Genomic DNA, 16338 nt, shown 5'->3' with positions numbered 1-16338 from the left:
GTGCGCATAGTTGGGAAGAAGGCTTCCGCCCTGGCGCTGCTGACCTGCTGCTTTGCCGCCCCGACGGAAACTTCGGCGTCTGCAGAATCCAAGACTTTTGACATAGAGGCCATGCCGCTTGCCAAGGCGCTAGCCTCTTTCGCGCGTCAGGCCGGCATTTCCATTGGCCGTCCGCCACTGTCCTTCAGGGACGGCAAGGCGAAGGCAGTCAGCGGCGACATGAGCACCAGTGAAGGCCTGGAGCATCTGCTGGATGGCACCGGTTTCACCTTCGAGATCGTCAGCCCCGGCGTGGTGCGGGTTTTCCGCAAGCCGCCCGAGGGAAAGCCCGCCCCGAAAACTGAAGCCTCGTCCCACAGTGAACCCTTCGTCCAGGAAATCATGGTTTCCTCGCTCAGGCGCGCCGACAATCTGCAGAAGCTGCCATACGGCATCAGCGCCATCAGCGCCGCCACCAAAGAGCAGCTTGGCATCGGCACCACCAACCAGGCGGCCCGGCGAATTGTTGGCATGCATGCCACAAACCAGGGCGACGGCCAGAACAAGGTCATCGTGCGCGGGCTCTCGGACGGGGCTTTTTCCGGGCGCGCGCAATCGCTTGTCAGCACCTATTTCGACAATACGCGCCTGACCTATAATGCGCCCGACCCATCGCTGAGGCTTATTGATATCGAACGCATCGAGGTGCTGCGCGGCCCACAGGGCACGCTATATGGCTCCGGTGCTCTTACCGGGCTTTACCGGGTGATCACCAAAAAACCGAACCTCGCGGAAGTGGAACTGAGCGCCACTGCAGGCCTTGCCTGGACCAAGGGCGGCACCCCGTCCCAGGATGTCAGCGGCATTGTGAATATCCCACTTGTCGAGAACCAGCTGGCCATCCGCGCAGCGGGTTACTTCGAGCATGAAGGCGGCTATATCGACGACCTGCGGCTGGGGCTGGATAATGTCAACCAGTCAGATACCTATGGCGGGCGCCTGTCGGCCCAGTTGAAGCTTGGGGACAACTGGTCGCTGCTCGCAGGCATAACCCTGCAGGAAAACGAACGGGACGACAGCAATTATTATGATGTCGGGCGCACCTTCACCAAGCGCGGCAATTACATCCAGGAACCCAGGACAGACAGCTTCAGCCAGGTCTATGCCACGCTGGGCGCGGACTATGACTGGGGCACGCTTGAGAGCACCTTCAGCTGGACCGACCGCAACATTACCGCCACCTATGACGGCTCACTCGCGGTCCCGAAACTGATCCTGATAGACGTGGCCCCCAGCCCCTTCAGCCTGGACCGCGACATCGCCACCACGTCAAATGAGACGCACCTGTCATCCAGGACCGGGGGGCGACTTGAATGGACTGTCGGGACCTTCTGGTCGAAGAGAGGCGAGCGCACCCATTCGAACCTCGCTGTACCTGCCTCCGCCATCTGGCCGTCCGAAGAAGGCGACCTGAACATCTACACCGAACTGCTCACCGGCAGCCTGAAGGAAACCGCGCTCTTTGGCGAAGTGACCTACTTCCTCACGGAAAAACTGGCACTGACCGGCGGGCTTCGCTGGTTCGACTACCGCGAGCGCGCGTCCTCCGACCTTGTGGACCTTGGCCTGTTCCTGTTTGCCCAGACGGACGGCGAGCAAAAGAAATCCGGCGTCACCCCGAAGGCGGTGCTGGCGTATCACCACAGCAAGGACCTGATGATCTATGCCCAGGTGGCCGAAGGCTACCGGCTGGGCGGCATCAACCTGACCGGTCCGACCCCCATCGGCGGCGAGAGCCAGCTCGCGGATGAGCTTTCGAACTTCCAGTCGGACTCGCTGACCAATTATGAAGTCGGCTTCAAATACCAAAGCCCGAACAAGGCTTTAACCACCACGGGTGCGGCCTATGTAGCGCTGTGGCGCCGCATCCAGAGCCAGCAGTTCAGCTTCGAAGGGTTGCCGGATATCGACAATGTCGGCAACGCCCGCGTAGTGGGTGCTGAGTTCGAGCTGACTTACCGCCCAGCCTATGATTTCGAAGTCCGCGCGCACTTGTCGGCGAGCGACGGCGAGCTGACAGACACAACAGCCCGCTTCGGCGCGGAAGTGGGCACCCCCCTGCCCGCCACACCGAAGTTTTCAGCGGGTGCATCGGTTTACAAGGAATTCGAAATCCGCGACGACCTGCGCATGAGCGCAAGCGCGGACTATAGCTTTGAGGGCGGCGCTAACCTTCTGTTTGAAAGCGATTTTTCACCAGAGATGGACAGCTATCATCTGGTCAATGCGCGGCTCGGGCTGCAGAAAGATAACTGGTCGCTGACCATCTACGGCACCAATCTGCTGGCTGACAAATCCAATGTTTTCGCATTTGGCAACCCGCTGAGCCTTGAGGTGATCCAGGGCGAGGACCCGGACAATCCGAATTTCATCATTGTTTCCACAGGTTTACATGCAACCCCGCTTCGCCCGCGCACGTTCGGCGTGGAACTGGGCTGGCGCTTTTAGTCGAACATCATCTTTTTGGTATGGCGCTCCAGCACCCCTTGCGGCAGCTTCAGCGCCCGCGCCCAGGCGCCGATATCGCCAGGGTGAGCGTCCATCGCAGCACGGATTTCCGCGTCCGGCACATCCTCTAACGTCCTGACGCTGCTGGATTTTTCCATCAACCCATAAAGTGCGGTGCGCGAGACATTCAGATGCTCCGCCGCTTCCTTGATCCGCCAATCGGCGGCATCCAGGGCTTCCAGCATTTCGGCTTCCGTCACACTTGCGGGCGCGCGGTAGGTGGGCTTCGATGCAGGCTTACCAGAGGGCACATCTGGGGTTTTTGTTCCCATTTCGGGCACACCGGTAGGGCCCATTTCGCCCCCATCCATTGGCGCACCGAACTGCGGCACATGCCCAACGGAGATTTGCTGCACCGCGTTCCTCAGTTCGCGCACATTGCCCGGCCAGTCATGCAGCACCATGGCGGTGATATGGTCTGCAAAATCGACTGGCCGCGTGTCCACAGCACCCGTATCCAGAAAATGCTTGATCAGAAGGCCGATATCCACGCGCCGACGCCTGAGCGGCGGAATCTCGATCACCATGCTCTCAAGCCGCCGAAGAAGCGGCTGAGAGAAATCATCCGCGCCCAAGGCCCGGTCTGTCGCCGCCAGCACCCGCGCGCCAGAGAAACGCAGCCGGGTTTCTCCCACGCGGCGGAATTCGCCCGTTTCCAGAACCCTGAGCAGCATGGCCTGCAGGTCCGCGGGCGTATCGCCAATCTCATCCAGGAAAATGGTGCTTTTGTCGGCGGTCTCAAAAAATCCGATCCGGTCCCTGACCGCGCCCGTAAACGCGCCTTTGGCCGCCCCGAAAAGGTCAGCGCCGCCAAGCTCGCGCGACAGCGTCGCCATATTGATTGAAACAAGGTTTTCAGACGCCCGGTCGCTCGCCAGATGAAGCGCCTGCGCCACCAGTTCCTTGCCCGTGCCGGTTTCGCCCCGGATAAGTACCGGAAGGTGTGTCGGCGCAACCCGCGCAATCGCCCGCCAGACAGACTGCATCGCCCCGCTGATGCCAAGAAGGCGGCCTTCGGGCGGCTGGGGCGCGGTCTCTGCCGGGCTCAGGAAAAGCGACAGCACAACCGTGCCCGCAAGCGTGATGATGATATCGTCCCCCAGCGCATCCAGGCTGACGGTGACCGGCGCGGTGACCGGCTGGCCGTTCACCAGAACTTTCATCTTGCTGTCTGGCGGGGTGATGGAAAATTCGCGCGGACCAGTGCGCTTGATCATGAGTTCAGAGCGCGAAATCCGGCGGTCTGCCAGCGGTTCTTCCGCCGACCCGCGCTTACGGAACATCGGCGCATTCCGGGACACGCTGGCCTCAGTGGCCCGGCCGAACATCAGCGGCGCCACCGCGCCTATGCGGGAGGCGTCTGCATGCCAGATGATGCCAAGGCTGGGCAGCAGGATTTCCCGGTCCGCGCCCATGCCGCGCCCGGTATCAACCGATACGGTTTCGTCCATCAGGCCGTAATCGCCGGTTTCATCCTGCATGCTGCTGTCTCCCCACAAGACCGGACAGCGCCTACTGTCCTTGAAATGTCATGAAGCTACGCGTAAAAGCAATACTGTCTACTTTTGCGTGCCTCTATAGCAACTTAAGGCGATATAGCAGGCAGGGCAAATGTGCGCGAGCCTTTTGTGTTTTGGGCCTGAGTGACGGGCCGATGTTTGGGGCGGGGGAAATCGGGAATGAGTACGACGATCGGCAGGTACACGCTTGGCGAGACTGTGGGCAAGGGTGCTTACGGCACCGTTTACCGCGCGGAAGACACGCTGCTCGATCGTTCCGTTGCCATCAAGCTTTTGAACAAGTCGGTGTCCGACGGCGCGGACCCGAAGGCGAGCCTTGTTGAAGCCAAGACGCTGGCGAAGCTCAATCACCCCAATATCGTCACGCTTTTTGAAATTTCAGAGCATGACGGCCACACCGCCATGGTGATGGAATATCTGGACGGCGAACCGCTGAAGGATTACCTGAAGCGCGCAACCCCGCCTTTTGAGGAACGCCTCGCGCTGGTGCGGCAACTGGCCGATGCGCTCAGGGCCAGCCATTCGCTTGGCATCGTGCACGCCGACATCAAACCCGGCAATATCATCATGCGGTCTGGTGAAGTTCCTGTGCTGGTGGACTTCGGCCTGGCGAAAACAGCGCCCACCGCCAATGATATGGAAACCCTGACCCGTGGGTCATTGGGGCAAAGCCTGATTTTGGGTACGCTGCCCTATATGGCGCCTGAGGTGATGAAAGGCGGAAAGCCCGATGAAGTGTCTGATATCTTTTCCTTCGGCGCGCTTCTGTATGAGGTTTTGACGGGGGAGCGGGCCTTCAAGGCGGGATCGGACGCAGAGATCGTGCATCTGATTCTTAACGAAGACCCCGCGCCGATTTCGGCCCACACGCCGGACGTGCCCACATGGTGCGCCAATTTGGTGGCGCGGATGCTTTCAAAAGAGCGCGCGGCGCGGCCCCAGACATTCGCGGATGTCCTCAAGGCCATCGACAGCGCCGACCCCGGCACCCCGATGCGGGACCGGAAAGCGGCGGATAAGGCGAAAAAGCTTGTGTCGCTCAAACGTATCGCTGCGGCCGCCATGGTTGTTATCGCGCTGGGCGCGGGCTTCTATGGCGCGCGCTTCATGGGTGACGAACCGCTGACCGTCAGCGGCCGCATCGAAGCGGGCATGGACCGGTTGAGGAATTTCGAGCAGAAAGACGCAATTGAAAAGGCCCAAGCCACCTTCCAAACCCTTCTCGCAGAAGACCCCGAAAACGCGGCTGCTACCGGCGGCTACAGCCTCGCGTTACTACTGGAGTATGCAAGCATTGAAGCCGACCCAATCAAGTTAAGAAACGGCAAGGCTTCTGCAGAACTCGCCTTAGCATTAGATGACCAATTAGCGATCAGCCACACTGCCATGGCTTGGGCTCTTGAATATGATGGAAAAGCTTTGGAAGCCGATCAAGCATACCAGAGAGCCTTATCACTTGACCCAACCAACTTTTTCGCTCTCCAAGGGTTTGGCAGACATCTGAAAAACACTAGGCGGTATGATGAAGCAATCCGTGTTCTCCTGGATGGAGTTAATCACTACCCCAAGTTTGGGCGGTTTCACATTCTGTTGGCAGATACCTACTACAAGGCAGGCAACTATGATAAAGCAAATGCAAGCGCAATGATGGGAGTTCAGTTAGCGCCCGACAACGTCTTCGCATACCGAACACTTAGCGCAGTGCTTTTCGCCAAAGGAGATAGCTTCGGTGCCATTTCGGCAGCACAAAAGGGCCTGCAAGTCCGCCCAGATCCGATGCTTTATGGCAACCTTGGTTCTTTCTATTTCGCTCTCGGTCAATACGCTCAGTCAGCCAATGCATTTGAACGCGCTATTGATGCACAAGGCAACAGCCACCACTATATCATGTGGGCAAATCTCGGCGATGCTTACAGCATGATGCCGGGAAAAGAAGAGGACAGAAAAGTCGCCTATCGACGAGCTATTCAACTCCTTTCGGCGCGACTTCAGCCTAATGAAAACCGCCCAGCAATGCTGAGCCGTGCTGGACTATATTATGCAAAGTCCGGGCAACCTAAGGAAGCGCTACAAAAGACGGAGCGAGCCCTTGAACTTGCACCAAAAAATCGGTGGGTTCTATTCCGGGCTTCTGTAGTCATGGAACAGGCAGGCGAAAGGGACAAGGCCCTCAAACTTCTGGGACAGTCGATGGACGCTGGCCATCCGTTAAGCGAAATCCAGAACGAGCCATACCTGAATGCCCTTCGTGAAGACCCGGCCTATCACAAATTACTTGCAAGCCGACCATCATAAGGCACGCATCTTGCTATTACCCCCTTTGATGGGACGGCAAGCGCCACTAGTTCTCAGTGTTTTGAGTTGGGCACCCGCCCCAATTTTGATGAGACAGTTTAACAACCGGGGAGTCTTTTTATGACCGCGAAAAAGCCAACGAACTATAAACTGAAACTGCAGTTTGATGGGGACCAGATCTCCAACGCGCTGCTCTATGAATTCGAAGACGGTGGCAAGAACGCCATGACCAAGGAAGGCCGCTATAGCGGCTGTATCCAGTTCAAGGCGGGTGACACCATTGATGTGGAAGTCACAATGACCGCCACGCCGGGGGAACTGCGGAAGGTCAGCGGCATGCAGCCGATCAGCCTTGATCTGGTGTCTGTGCCCAACGTGAATCAGGACTTCGATAGTTTCTCCCCGTTTGACCGGGACCAGGTAACCAAATGCCTTGTGGGCAGCTGGAGCGAACCACAGCATTCTACCGACCCATCAACAGGCATCAGCACCTGGGTGAGCAACTGGAGAGGGGCCCCCGTTGAAGTAGTGGCCGAAAAGGGCTTCTGGCAGCTGGCCGGTTTCCTGGGCATCGCCATTTACCAGAACACGGGCGGTGACGAAGTGCGCATCGCCCGCGTACTGAGCTTCGACCCCGAGACTACAAGCGGAGACGGAAGCGATCCGGTTTGATACCATATATTTAAGAGCAAATAAAAGCGGGCGCTGCGGTGCCCGCTTTTTTTATGCCTGCGCCTCATCCGCCCGCCCTTTTCAGACATGTTAGGCGTGTCAGACACGCTTCAGGTGGCAGCGCCCGACACGCCCCAATAGCCCCCCCTTCGTCACTCCACAAACAAAAACCGGTGCGACGGAAAACCATCGCACCGGCTCACATCCCACCGCTGACTGGGGGTCAGCAGATCTCGCTGGCAAGACCATGGGCGGGCGTGACTTCCGCAAGCTTTTCACCCAGCACCTTGTCAGCCATGCCGACGCTGAGGAAATCACCGTTCGCGTAAGCGATATCCACTTCCATGCCCTGGGCCGTCAGCACGGCTTCGTGCCAGGCTTCGGCCATATTCTCAAACGCGGCTTCGGCGGCCTCAAAATCCCGGCCTTCAAGCGCCTTCTGCATTTCGGTGCAGTGGGTGATGGCGCGTTCGATCTCCGCCGCGATCAGAAGCAGCTGTTCGCAGATGGCCTTGCGCTGCGCCAGCACATCCTGCGCATGCATCATCAGGGCCGCCATGGTGTCTGCCGTGGCCCCGGCGTGAAACACGCTTTTGGCCGCGTCGCACAGGCTGTTATGAAGCGCCTGCGCCCGCGCCGCCGACTTCTGCAGCAGTTTGCCGTCCAGCTTGATGGTCTCTTCCCCCACCTGTGCCACCACAGAAACGAACGGCACCTTCTTCCACGGCATGTCTTTCGAGATTTCCGCATGCGCCAGACGGAAGCGTTCGCCCGTGCGCACGCCATTTTCAATCAGCTGCCAGGATGAGGCGCGCAACTGCATCGCCAGATGGTTGCGCTGGCCTTCAAACGCATGAAGCTGCGCCAGGTCCACTTGGCGCGCAGTCTGGGTGCGGATTTCCGCCGCCAGCTTCTTGAGGGCTTGCACAGGCTTGGTCATTTTATCCGAATAGTCGCGGATGCTGGCCTCCAGCGTCAGCACCTTGCCGGAGCTGCTGTTGAGGCTGAAGAAAGCCGTATCTGCCTGCACCTTCAGGAAGTCGCTGGCCTGCTGGCGGGCGTCCGCCGGTGCGCTCTCGTCGCGCAGCAGCGTGAAACAGTTCCTCACCCCCACCGGGTTCTTGGAAATGATCTGCTGCTGGCGCTTCAGATAGTTCGGCACCTCCAGAAGCGGGTCCAGCACCTGATTGACAAAGGCATAAGCTGCGGCCTTGGCTTCAGTATAGCGTTTCTGGAAAGTGGCGGGCAGGCCGCGTGACGGCGACGGGGCCTCAAGTGCGGCGCTCGCGTGCAATACAACTCCCATCAGTTCCTCTTTATATTCAGCGGCAAGGTCTTGACCCAGGCCCCTTTGCATTGAAATCAGTGGTGCGTTCATTGTCTTCGTCCCCTCAAGTAGTCGCTGGTGATCTGTGCGTAACTCTGGTGATTGCAGGGGACGTGCCAATTGAAAAATCATGAATTTTCAATGAATTAGATACAGGGGCATGGGTGGGCACAAGGGCGCGTCCGTGTCGGACACGTCGGACAGGCGCGCGACAGGCGCAGCAATGCGGGAATTGATGCAATTTCGACACGAACTCCCCGAATTCCGCCATTTGTCCCTTTGGCACACTTCCTGCTGATAGGCGGGGCATAAGCACAAAAATGCCTGACAATGGGCACCTGGCCGGGCACAGGAGAGACACAATGAACATGCTGGCAAAATTCACCCTTGCGGATGAGGTGATGGAAACCCTTCTCAAGGACAGGCTGACGACAAGCGGGGAAAAGATTCTGGTGAAGCTGACCTACAGAAGCGGGGCCGAACAGGGCGAGACCGGCTATCTGGGATACCGCCCCAATTCGCGCCGCCTGTTCTGTTTCGTGCCGCACAAGGAACAGGCCACCAGCTTCCGCCGCCTTAGTTTCGACGGCGACACCGACTATCTGGAATGCGAGATAGCGGGCCAGCCGCACTATCTGGATTACCAGGCCGAAGGCGGTTCCATTTTCGCCAACCCCAACCGCTTGTGGTCTGTGGGCTGGCGGGTGGAAGACGACGCCCTTGTGGTCGCAAGCCCGGACAGCCAGCCCTTCGCCCTGTGCCCGGATTATGAGCCGGTGATGATGCCGGTTCTGTATGCGTCGCTTCGGCTGACGCCCTTCCGGGTATCGGTGGTGAAGCAGTGAGGCGCGGCGCCCCTCGATACCACTGGACGGTAAGCACGCTCAACGATAAGGTGAATGTTATTGTTCGGCGTATGATATAACCGTCAAATAAAGGTGGGGTATTTTCTTCGTGCTTTCATGGGCCGATTTTTACACAAATCTTCGCCATACCAAATTATGGCTGCCCCCTGTTGTTGCCGGTATTATATTAATACTGATCGCCCAGCACGATTACCTGACATTCCATACCGTTGCGGAACTGGGCGCCATCTTTGTGGCATTGGCGATCTGCGTGCTGTCCTGGGAAACCCAGTGGGTGGAAAGGAACCGGTTCCTGGCGCTCCTGGCTGCTGGCTATTTTTGGGTCGCCTTCCTCGATACCAACCACGCCTTCACCTTTGAAGGCATGAACCTTTATTTGACCGGCTCGGTCAATCTGTCGGTACAGTTCTGGCTGCTCGCGCGGTTTCTCGAAACCTTGATCCTGATCGTCACCCCGCACCTGATCGGCAGCAGCGTGCGCTCAAAAAGGCTCTTTTTCGGGTATGGCGCCATCGCCGCCCTTGGCACGGCGCTTATTCTTCTGGGCATCTTTCCCACCGGATATATCGACGGCCAGGGGCTGACCGCCTTCAAGGTCAACGCCGAATATATCATCATCGCGGGGCTGATTTTTGCCTCAGCCCAGCTGCATCTGGCTTCCTTCCGAATCCCGAAGGAAGAAGAGGTCCTGCTTGGCACCGCCATTTTCATGACCATCGCCGCCGAGCTTGCCTTCACGCTCTATGAGGGGCCGGACGACACGGCGAACCTCCTTGGGCATGTCTTCAAGATCTTCTCCTTCTGGCTGATCTTTCGGGCGGTTGTCATCCCGAACCTGCAGAAGCCCTATTTCCAGTTGGACCGGCAGCGTAAACGGGCGAATGAGCTTTTCGACAATGCCGAAATCTCGCTTTGGGACGAAGACCTCTCAGCCGTGCAGGCGGAACTGAAGCGCCTGCGCGAAAGTGGCGTGCGCGACCTGCGCTGCTATTTGCGCAAGAACCCGGAAAAAATCACGGAACTTGCGGGCATGGTCCGCGTGCTGCGCGTCAACAGGGCGACACTCCAGATGTTTGAAGCGGAAGACCAACGGCAGTTCATCAGCCGTGTCGACAAGGCATTCGGGCCGAACGCCATGGATGTTTTTGTGGATGAACTTGCCGCCATCTGGAAAAAGAAACCCTATTTCCGCGGCCAGGTGGACTATGTCACGGCAAAAGGCAAGGCGCTGACCTGCCTGATCTCCTTCCGAATTCCCCGCCGCGATGCAGCTTTCGCATCTGTCCCCGTCAGTATCATCGACATCACGGAAAAGCAGGCGCTGCAGCATCAGGTTGAGAACTTCTTCGACACCCCGATGCACATGAATGTCATTGCGTCTACAGTTGACGGCACCATCCTGAAAGTGAATGCGGCAGCCCAACGCATCCTGGGCTATGCGCCAAAGGAACTTGAAGGCAAGACATTCCTTGAACTGGTACATCCCGACGACATTGAGAAGACGCTGGCCGAGATGGATAGCCTCAACGAAAAAGGCGCGACGCTCAGCTTCGAGAACCGATATCGCCGCAAAACCGGCGAATACAGGCTGATCTCATGGTCCTCTGTTGCGCGCAACGAAGTCGCCTATGCCATCGCAACCGATGTCACAGAGCGCAAGCACGCAGAGGTGATCAATACTCAACTCGCGAGCATCCGGAACACCATCATGCGCTGCCAGGCCATCATGATGAAAAGCCAAGAACCCTCAGCAATGCTGCAGGATGTGGCGCGTGAGTTGGTCAGCGCGCTCGGATACCGCCTTGTGTGGTTCGCGAAGCCGCAGGACAGTGCAACCGCAAGCCCCCTTGAAATCACGACCTACGCCAGCGAAAACAACAGTATAGGGGAAAAAGACCTCACCCGCCTCGCCGCCGCGCGCACCAGCCCGGCGCAGACCGCGCTCAAGTCCGGCACCAAGGTTTTCACCAACAGCCATTCAGACGACCTATATTACCGGCAATGGCAGGAACTGGCGGGCTCGCTTGATCTTGAAAAAACTGTCTCCCTCCCGATTATGGAGGGTGGCAACCCGGTCGCGACGATGACCATTCATGCCAACCGCGATACCTTCCCGAACCCGCAGGAAATTGACCTGATGCAGGAACTGGCGACCAACATCGCGCTGGCGCTGAAGGCGGGCCGCATGACGCGAGAGATTGTGTCCGCCCACGAAGCACTCGGCAATGCAGCATTGGGCGCGATCAACGCCCTGGCCACCACGCTTGAAAAGCGCGACCCCTATACATCAGGCCACCAGGGCCGCGTGGCTCAGCTGGCGGAAGCCATCGGCCGCAAGCTGGGCTGGAATGAATTCAAACTGGAGGGCATGCGCCTTGGGGCCACTGTCCATGACATCGGCAAAATCTATGTACCGGCGGAAATATTGAACCGCCCCGGCAAGCTGACATCCGCCGAGTTCGGCATCATCAAATCCCACCCGGAGGTGGGCCACGACATCCTGAAGGACGTCGCTTTCCCTTGGCCTATCGCCGACATGGTCGTCCAGCACCATGAGCGGATCGACGGCACAGGCTACCCCAAAGGCCTCAAGGGTGATGAGATCATCCCGGAAGCCCAGGTGATCGCGGTGGCCGACGTGGTTGAGGCCATCACCGCACACCGGCCCTACCGCCCTGCCTTGGGCATCGAAGAAGGCCTGAAGGAGCTAAGGCGCGGGCGCGGCACTGCCTATGCACCAGAGGTGGTGGACGCCTGCATCGAAGTGATTGAAGAAGATCACTTCAACTGGAGCTGACGCCAAACGCCTGCCATTGCAACCTTATTCGGGAATGCGGCAAGCAGTCAGAAATTCGCGATCAAGCTCAGCCTCTAATTCCGCCAGCTGCTGACGTCCACGTTGAGCTTATGCTGGAAATAGGAATTGATCTGCGGATCCGGGCACTGGCCCGAATTATGCTCCATCACAGCATGTAGGAAACCAAAATGAAAGTTGGCCGAAAGCGCATCCGGGCTTGGCGCCGGCATCCGCAGCTTGAAGTTCTTTCGCTGGTTCGGGGCCAGTTTTGCATCCTGCCCATCATTCAGGATCAGGGTTGCTCCCTTGTATTCATTACCGAAATCATCATCCAGATGAACAGTGTCTTTGTCACCATTTACAAAAAAGCAGGTGTAGCGATCGGACTGGTTATGAACAACGAAGATCACCTCCAGCTGATCGCGCCGGATGGTCGCCCGACGTGCCGAAATGCTGCCGGGAAATTTCTCCGGGTCGCTAATCGTTCGGAGTTCATAAAACGCGCCACTGCTATCGTATTCAGCCCAACGAACGGGCAGCTCCCATTCCCAGCTGAGATCAATTCGTTTGTCCTGTGCCAATGCTGTTGAACTGGTGACCAGCAGGCCAATAACTGCGAGACCCTTAAGCAACATAACTCCCCCTATAGCTATTTTTCATAAACCATTACTGGCATTTTTACCCGAAGCTCACATTGCCTGCAAGTTTCGCCACGTGGTGTTTCAATATGGAAGGACACGCGAACGGCGCTGACATCCTGACCGTTCAGGGCCCCGGCCACCTGATCCAGCCTGATCCTTGTTTCGCCAAACCGCCAGTTCAGCTGATGACTGTTGTCGGCCTTGGGTGCATAATAGCTGTCGGCTGAAGCATACAGCCGTTTTATCAGCTTCCCACCTTCAGTCAGCAAATCGAACGTGTATCCGGCAAACTCCAGGTCACTGAAATAGGCCTCACCGCTCAGGTCGAAGCTGATGACCAGCCCTGAAAGCGTCGGCACTGCCACTGTCTGCGATATCTGTACATTCGCCTGCCCGTCACCACGGCCTGTAAACCGCAGCTTCAGGTGGTCAGCATCCCTGACAGCATCCCCCTTCCGCGAGGATGGCGTCGCAACAAGCCACCCATTCTCCCGCCCGATTTCATCAAACAGCAGATTGTTGGAGCCGCTGTCATTCCGGCCGGAAGAGCCATAGCCAAACCGTGTGGACAACATGGCATCGATATAGTCCTGGCGCAGCACTGCACCGGTGCCGTCTTCAAAGTCTATGTGCAGCAGCATCCCCGCAAGGTGATCGCCAACAACGAGACTGCTGCCACTAAGCCCCTGGAACAGTTCATCGCCGCCACTGGAGGGGCGCACGTAAATCCAGCGGTCATTGAATTCGATGATATTCATGAAGCGTCGGCGCAAGCCGCCGTCATTATTGCGGGAAAGCAATATGCCTTCTGACATTTTAGGCAGAAGTGGCGGCAGATACCGGCTGTCCGGCCAGTTTTCCGAACAGCGCGACGCCTTGCTGTCAATCATCGCCAGGCCAATGTCAGGCTCATACGTGGCCTGCAGAACTGCGGTCTGTTCCATTCGGCGCTGGTCCAAAACGCGCAACTGGGGCGCAAACCCAGCGACATGCTGAGGCGTGATCAGATAGCATTCCGCATTATAGCCACGCAAAACGCCCTGCCCCTGGCCATCACCCTCAACGGCCACAATCTGTTGCGCCTGCACCGCTATGCCGACCATGGACAACAACACAGCGAATATTAGAAAGCTAAGTCTCATCCGGCTCTGCCTGCTCCTTGATCGCTTCTGGTTTAGCCTTCGCCTCTTCTATGCGTTTGGGGCGCGGAGCCGACCGCGACGCAATTTTTGTTCGAGACCAATAAATCAGCAAACTGAGGAATATCGGCACCAATCCGGAATAGATTAAGGCAGATTTCTGGAAAAACTGGTCTTTCGAGACCCGGTCCCACAGCGTCGGTTGAATTTTATATCCGTCGGACCCCAGGCGGTCCACTTTAACCCACGCTGCATTGCCAAGGATTTGGGCAAGCATTGAACTGCCGTGACGAAATTCCAGAAAACCGATACTGGTGGCTGGATCATCTACGGCGTTCCAGAAAGAAATCACGTCGCCCGGATCTACTTCGGCCTCCACAGCGACGAAACGACCATCTGAAACGGCCTCCTCGGCCACCCCTTCAACACTTCCTTCCTGCAGAATATATTGATCCGCAGCCCCTTGAAGGTGAACGATATCTCCGACGGTCAGGACACCACCGATCGGCAGAAGCACCTTTGAGCCATCCGATTTAACGGAAAGCCTGAGCGAAAACCCATCCCTGATAAATTCAGACGTTCCTGTCTCGCCATCGCGGAAGGTTGCAATGGACGTGTCGGGTTCAGTGTTCGACGAACTCACGTCAATATAGACGAAGTCGCGCCCTGCATATTCAACCCGGACATAGGCGCCGCGCCCGATTGCCAGGGTACCGCTGAGCTGCCGAATATCGGGAGCCATTCCCCCATCCACCGAAGGATCGATTGTATATTCCTCAAGGCGCGCGTCTTTTATCGTCCATTCGGGCAAGGCTTCACCGGCAGCATCAATCGTGATTACTTCGGTTCTTGCCGTGACCGAAAAGCTGATATCCCACCCGATAGACAGGATAGCCAGTGAAATAATCACCGGTAGCGCGATCAAGACAAGCGGCAAAAGGAGCCGCTGAAATTTATTCTTTACGATGCGCTCTACATCGTCGCCAGAAAGCTCAAGCACCATACGCCCTATTCCTTCTGAATTTCTGAGGGAACATAAGGCAGACTCAAGCTGATCGGGGGCAGGAACTGTCCCCTCTTTCGTCGCAGGATCGTTGCATTTAACGGTTCCGCATGACCCAACGAAACCTGACACATACTATCAAACGCGAAATTCCTGGTTCCCTTGATGGGCACACAGTTGGTAACCGTGGGTTTCTCCCCATCAGCCCGAAGGAAAGTGGGGTACCTGCCTGAATTGACATACAGCCTGTATGCCGCAGCATCGCTTACAACTGCCCCCCAGCGGGACCAGAAATAGGACACTGCGTTCAGACAGCTATTGTCGCTGGGTGTGTAAACCCTGACGACCAATTGGCCGCCCGCATAGCCTTCCAACGAGGCCTTATGCTTGTCGCTGGTGGGCAGCTGGTACCACCCCTGCCGGTCGGTCGTGACAGAGTATTTTATGGAGGCGGTGTAGCGTCCCTCAAAAGACGTAATTTTCGCGCATACCAGGCCGTCCATTTTCGGCAAATAGGCAAACAGCATGTCGGTATCCAGAACGGAAGCCGACGTCTCCAGCATGGCTCCCGTTATGACCTCCCCGGCAACAGGAACTTCGTCGCGCAATCTTTCTGTCAGGTCCAGCACAGTCACACTTTCGGCTCGCGCACCGAAGCTTGCGACCAGTATCAACAGAAATGCTTTAAATGAATGCTGCTTCATCAAATGGTGACACGCCGTTTTCCCCGAATATCAACTCTAGGGGTAGTATCTTCCCGCATCAAGTCTATAAAGCCGTTACCGGTGTTGACCGTTCTCCCACACCTGAAGCCCAGGTACTCGCCGTGAAGCCTTACCCCCTTAACGTTTGGGCCAGTTCGTTAATCGCAACCGGTGCCTTCAGGAACGGCGTGAGGGCCATCAAGGCAGTCGCAGCGAAGTGCGACGCTTCCGCGTCAGACCAACCGCCCATGAGGACACGCCGGTTTATGTGCGCATTGATCGTAACGAAAAGCTCCGCCACATGATCCGCCCGTGCGCCAGAGACGACGAGCGGTTCGAGCCCTGCCGCCAGCACAGGCAACAGGTCTTCTGAAAACGCCTGGTCCAGAGCCGATAGATACGCCCTTTTCTCCTCCGTCGTCTTGAAGGCAGCCAACAGCCCTTCTTGCGCCCCCAAGTGAACCGACCCGTTGCGCAACAAGGCCACCAGAGGGTCTGCCTCGCCTTCGATGCTGCTGACAAGGTCTGAAACCTCTGCCTTCACCACAGCATCCAGTATGGCCGACTTGTTGGCGAAATGATGATAAAGCCCGCCGCGGGAGATACCGCAGGCGCTGCGGATATCCTCCATTTCGGTCTGGCCATAACCAAGGGTTTGGAAGAGGCTTTTTGCCTCCACCACGATGTTTGCTTTTCTGTCTTCCTTGGCGAGTCGAGTCCGCATAAGACGGTTATAACCGCCATGTGTCGGTTACTGCAAGCACAAAGCGGCGCCACCTAATACAATGAAAAATATTGCTTTTTTCAGGCATTCGGTGCTCCGCAAC

General features: G+C 57.4%; 12 protein-coding genes. 5 read left to right on the top strand and 7 right to left on the bottom strand.

Going from position 1 to position 16338, the window contains the following annotated elements; all coding sequences use genetic code 11:
- Positions 1-2487 carry a TonB-dependent receptor domain-containing protein gene (locus tag KORM41_RS17500; protein WP_068151318.1) on the top strand — a complete coding sequence of 829 codons (2487 nt, stop codon included), beginning with the start codon at positions 1-3 and terminating at the stop codon, positions 2485-2487.
- Here the strand turns inward: KORM41_RS17500 and KORM41_RS17495 are convergent.
- Positions 2484-4028, bottom strand: coding sequence for a sigma 54-interacting transcriptional regulator (locus KORM41_RS17495; protein WP_068151316.1), 1545 nt, complete (start codon positions 4026-4028; stop codon positions 2484-2486). The two genes, KORM41_RS17500 and KORM41_RS17495, sit on opposite strands and share 4 nt — an antisense overlap.
- A 198-nt stretch (positions 4029-4226) precedes the next feature.
- On the opposite strand from KORM41_RS17495, the gene KORM41_RS17490 reads away from it, so the two are divergent.
- Together KORM41_RS17490 and KORM41_RS17485 are read left to right on the top strand one after the other, a co-directional pair.
- Positions 4227-6362 (top strand): serine/threonine-protein kinase, encoded by a 2136-nt coding sequence (locus KORM41_RS17490; protein ID WP_068151312.1) that lies wholly within the window; start codon positions 4227-4229, stop codon positions 6360-6362.
- Between the two features lie 120 nt (positions 6363-6482).
- The gene (locus KORM41_RS17485; RefSeq protein WP_068151309.1) at positions 6483-7034 is read left to right on the top strand and encodes a hypothetical protein; all 552 of its coding nucleotides are present in this window, start codon (positions 6483-6485) and stop codon (positions 7032-7034) included.
- A 223-nt stretch (positions 7035-7257) separates the two neighbouring features.
- Here the strand turns inward: KORM41_RS17485 and KORM41_RS17480 are convergent, their stop codons facing one another.
- Positions 7258-8412, bottom strand: a complete 1155-nt coding sequence (locus KORM41_RS17480; protein WP_068151306.1) for a hypothetical protein — start codon at positions 8410-8412, stop codon at positions 7258-7260.
- A gap of 311 nt (positions 8413-8723) precedes the next feature.
- Here KORM41_RS17480 and KORM41_RS17475 point away from each other — a divergent pair, with 311 nt between their 5' ends.
- Together KORM41_RS17475 and KORM41_RS17470 are read left to right on the top strand one after the other, a co-directional pair.
- Positions 8724-9206, top strand: a complete 483-nt coding sequence (locus KORM41_RS17475; protein WP_068151303.1) for a hypothetical protein — start codon at positions 8724-8726, stop codon at positions 9204-9206.
- 109 nt (positions 9207-9315) lie between these two features.
- A complete protein-coding gene (locus tag KORM41_RS17470; RefSeq protein ID WP_068151301.1) occupies positions 9316-12024 on the top strand; it encodes an MASE3 domain-containing protein in 2709 nt (902 codons plus the stop codon).
- Positions 12025-12098: 74 nt separating this feature from the next.
- On the opposite strand, the gene KORM41_RS17465 is transcribed toward KORM41_RS17470, so the two are convergent.
- The 5 genes from KORM41_RS17465 to KORM41_RS17445 form a co-directional block, all read right to left on the bottom strand.
- On the bottom strand, positions 12099-12659 hold the full coding sequence (locus tag KORM41_RS17465) for a hypothetical protein (protein WP_068151297.1): 561 nt from the start codon (positions 12657-12659) through the stop codon (positions 12099-12101).
- A 14-nt stretch (positions 12660-12673) separates the two neighbouring features.
- Positions 12674-13807, bottom strand: coding sequence for a hypothetical protein (locus KORM41_RS17460; protein WP_068151293.1), 1134 nt, complete (start codon positions 13805-13807; stop codon positions 12674-12676).
- A complete protein-coding gene (locus tag KORM41_RS17455; protein ID WP_068151290.1) occupies positions 13797-14807 on the bottom strand; it encodes a hypothetical protein in 1011 nt (336 codons plus the stop codon). Before KORM41_RS17455 ends, KORM41_RS17460 begins: the two co-directional genes overlap by 11 nt.
- A 5-nt stretch (positions 14808-14812) precedes the next feature.
- The gene (locus tag KORM41_RS17450) at positions 14813-15511 is read right to left on the bottom strand and encodes a hypothetical protein (protein ID WP_068151287.1); all 699 of its coding nucleotides are present in this window, start codon (positions 15509-15511) and stop codon (positions 14813-14815) included.
- A 130-nt stretch (positions 15512-15641) separates the two neighbouring features.
- A complete protein-coding gene (locus tag KORM41_RS17445; RefSeq protein WP_068151283.1) occupies positions 15642-16235 on the bottom strand; it encodes a TetR/AcrR family transcriptional regulator in 594 nt (197 codons plus the stop codon).
- Positions 16236-16338 lie beyond the last annotated feature (103 nt).

This window comes from Kordiimonas lipolytica (assembly GCF_001550065.1).
This window is presented reverse-complemented; position numbering and strand designations above follow the sequence as displayed.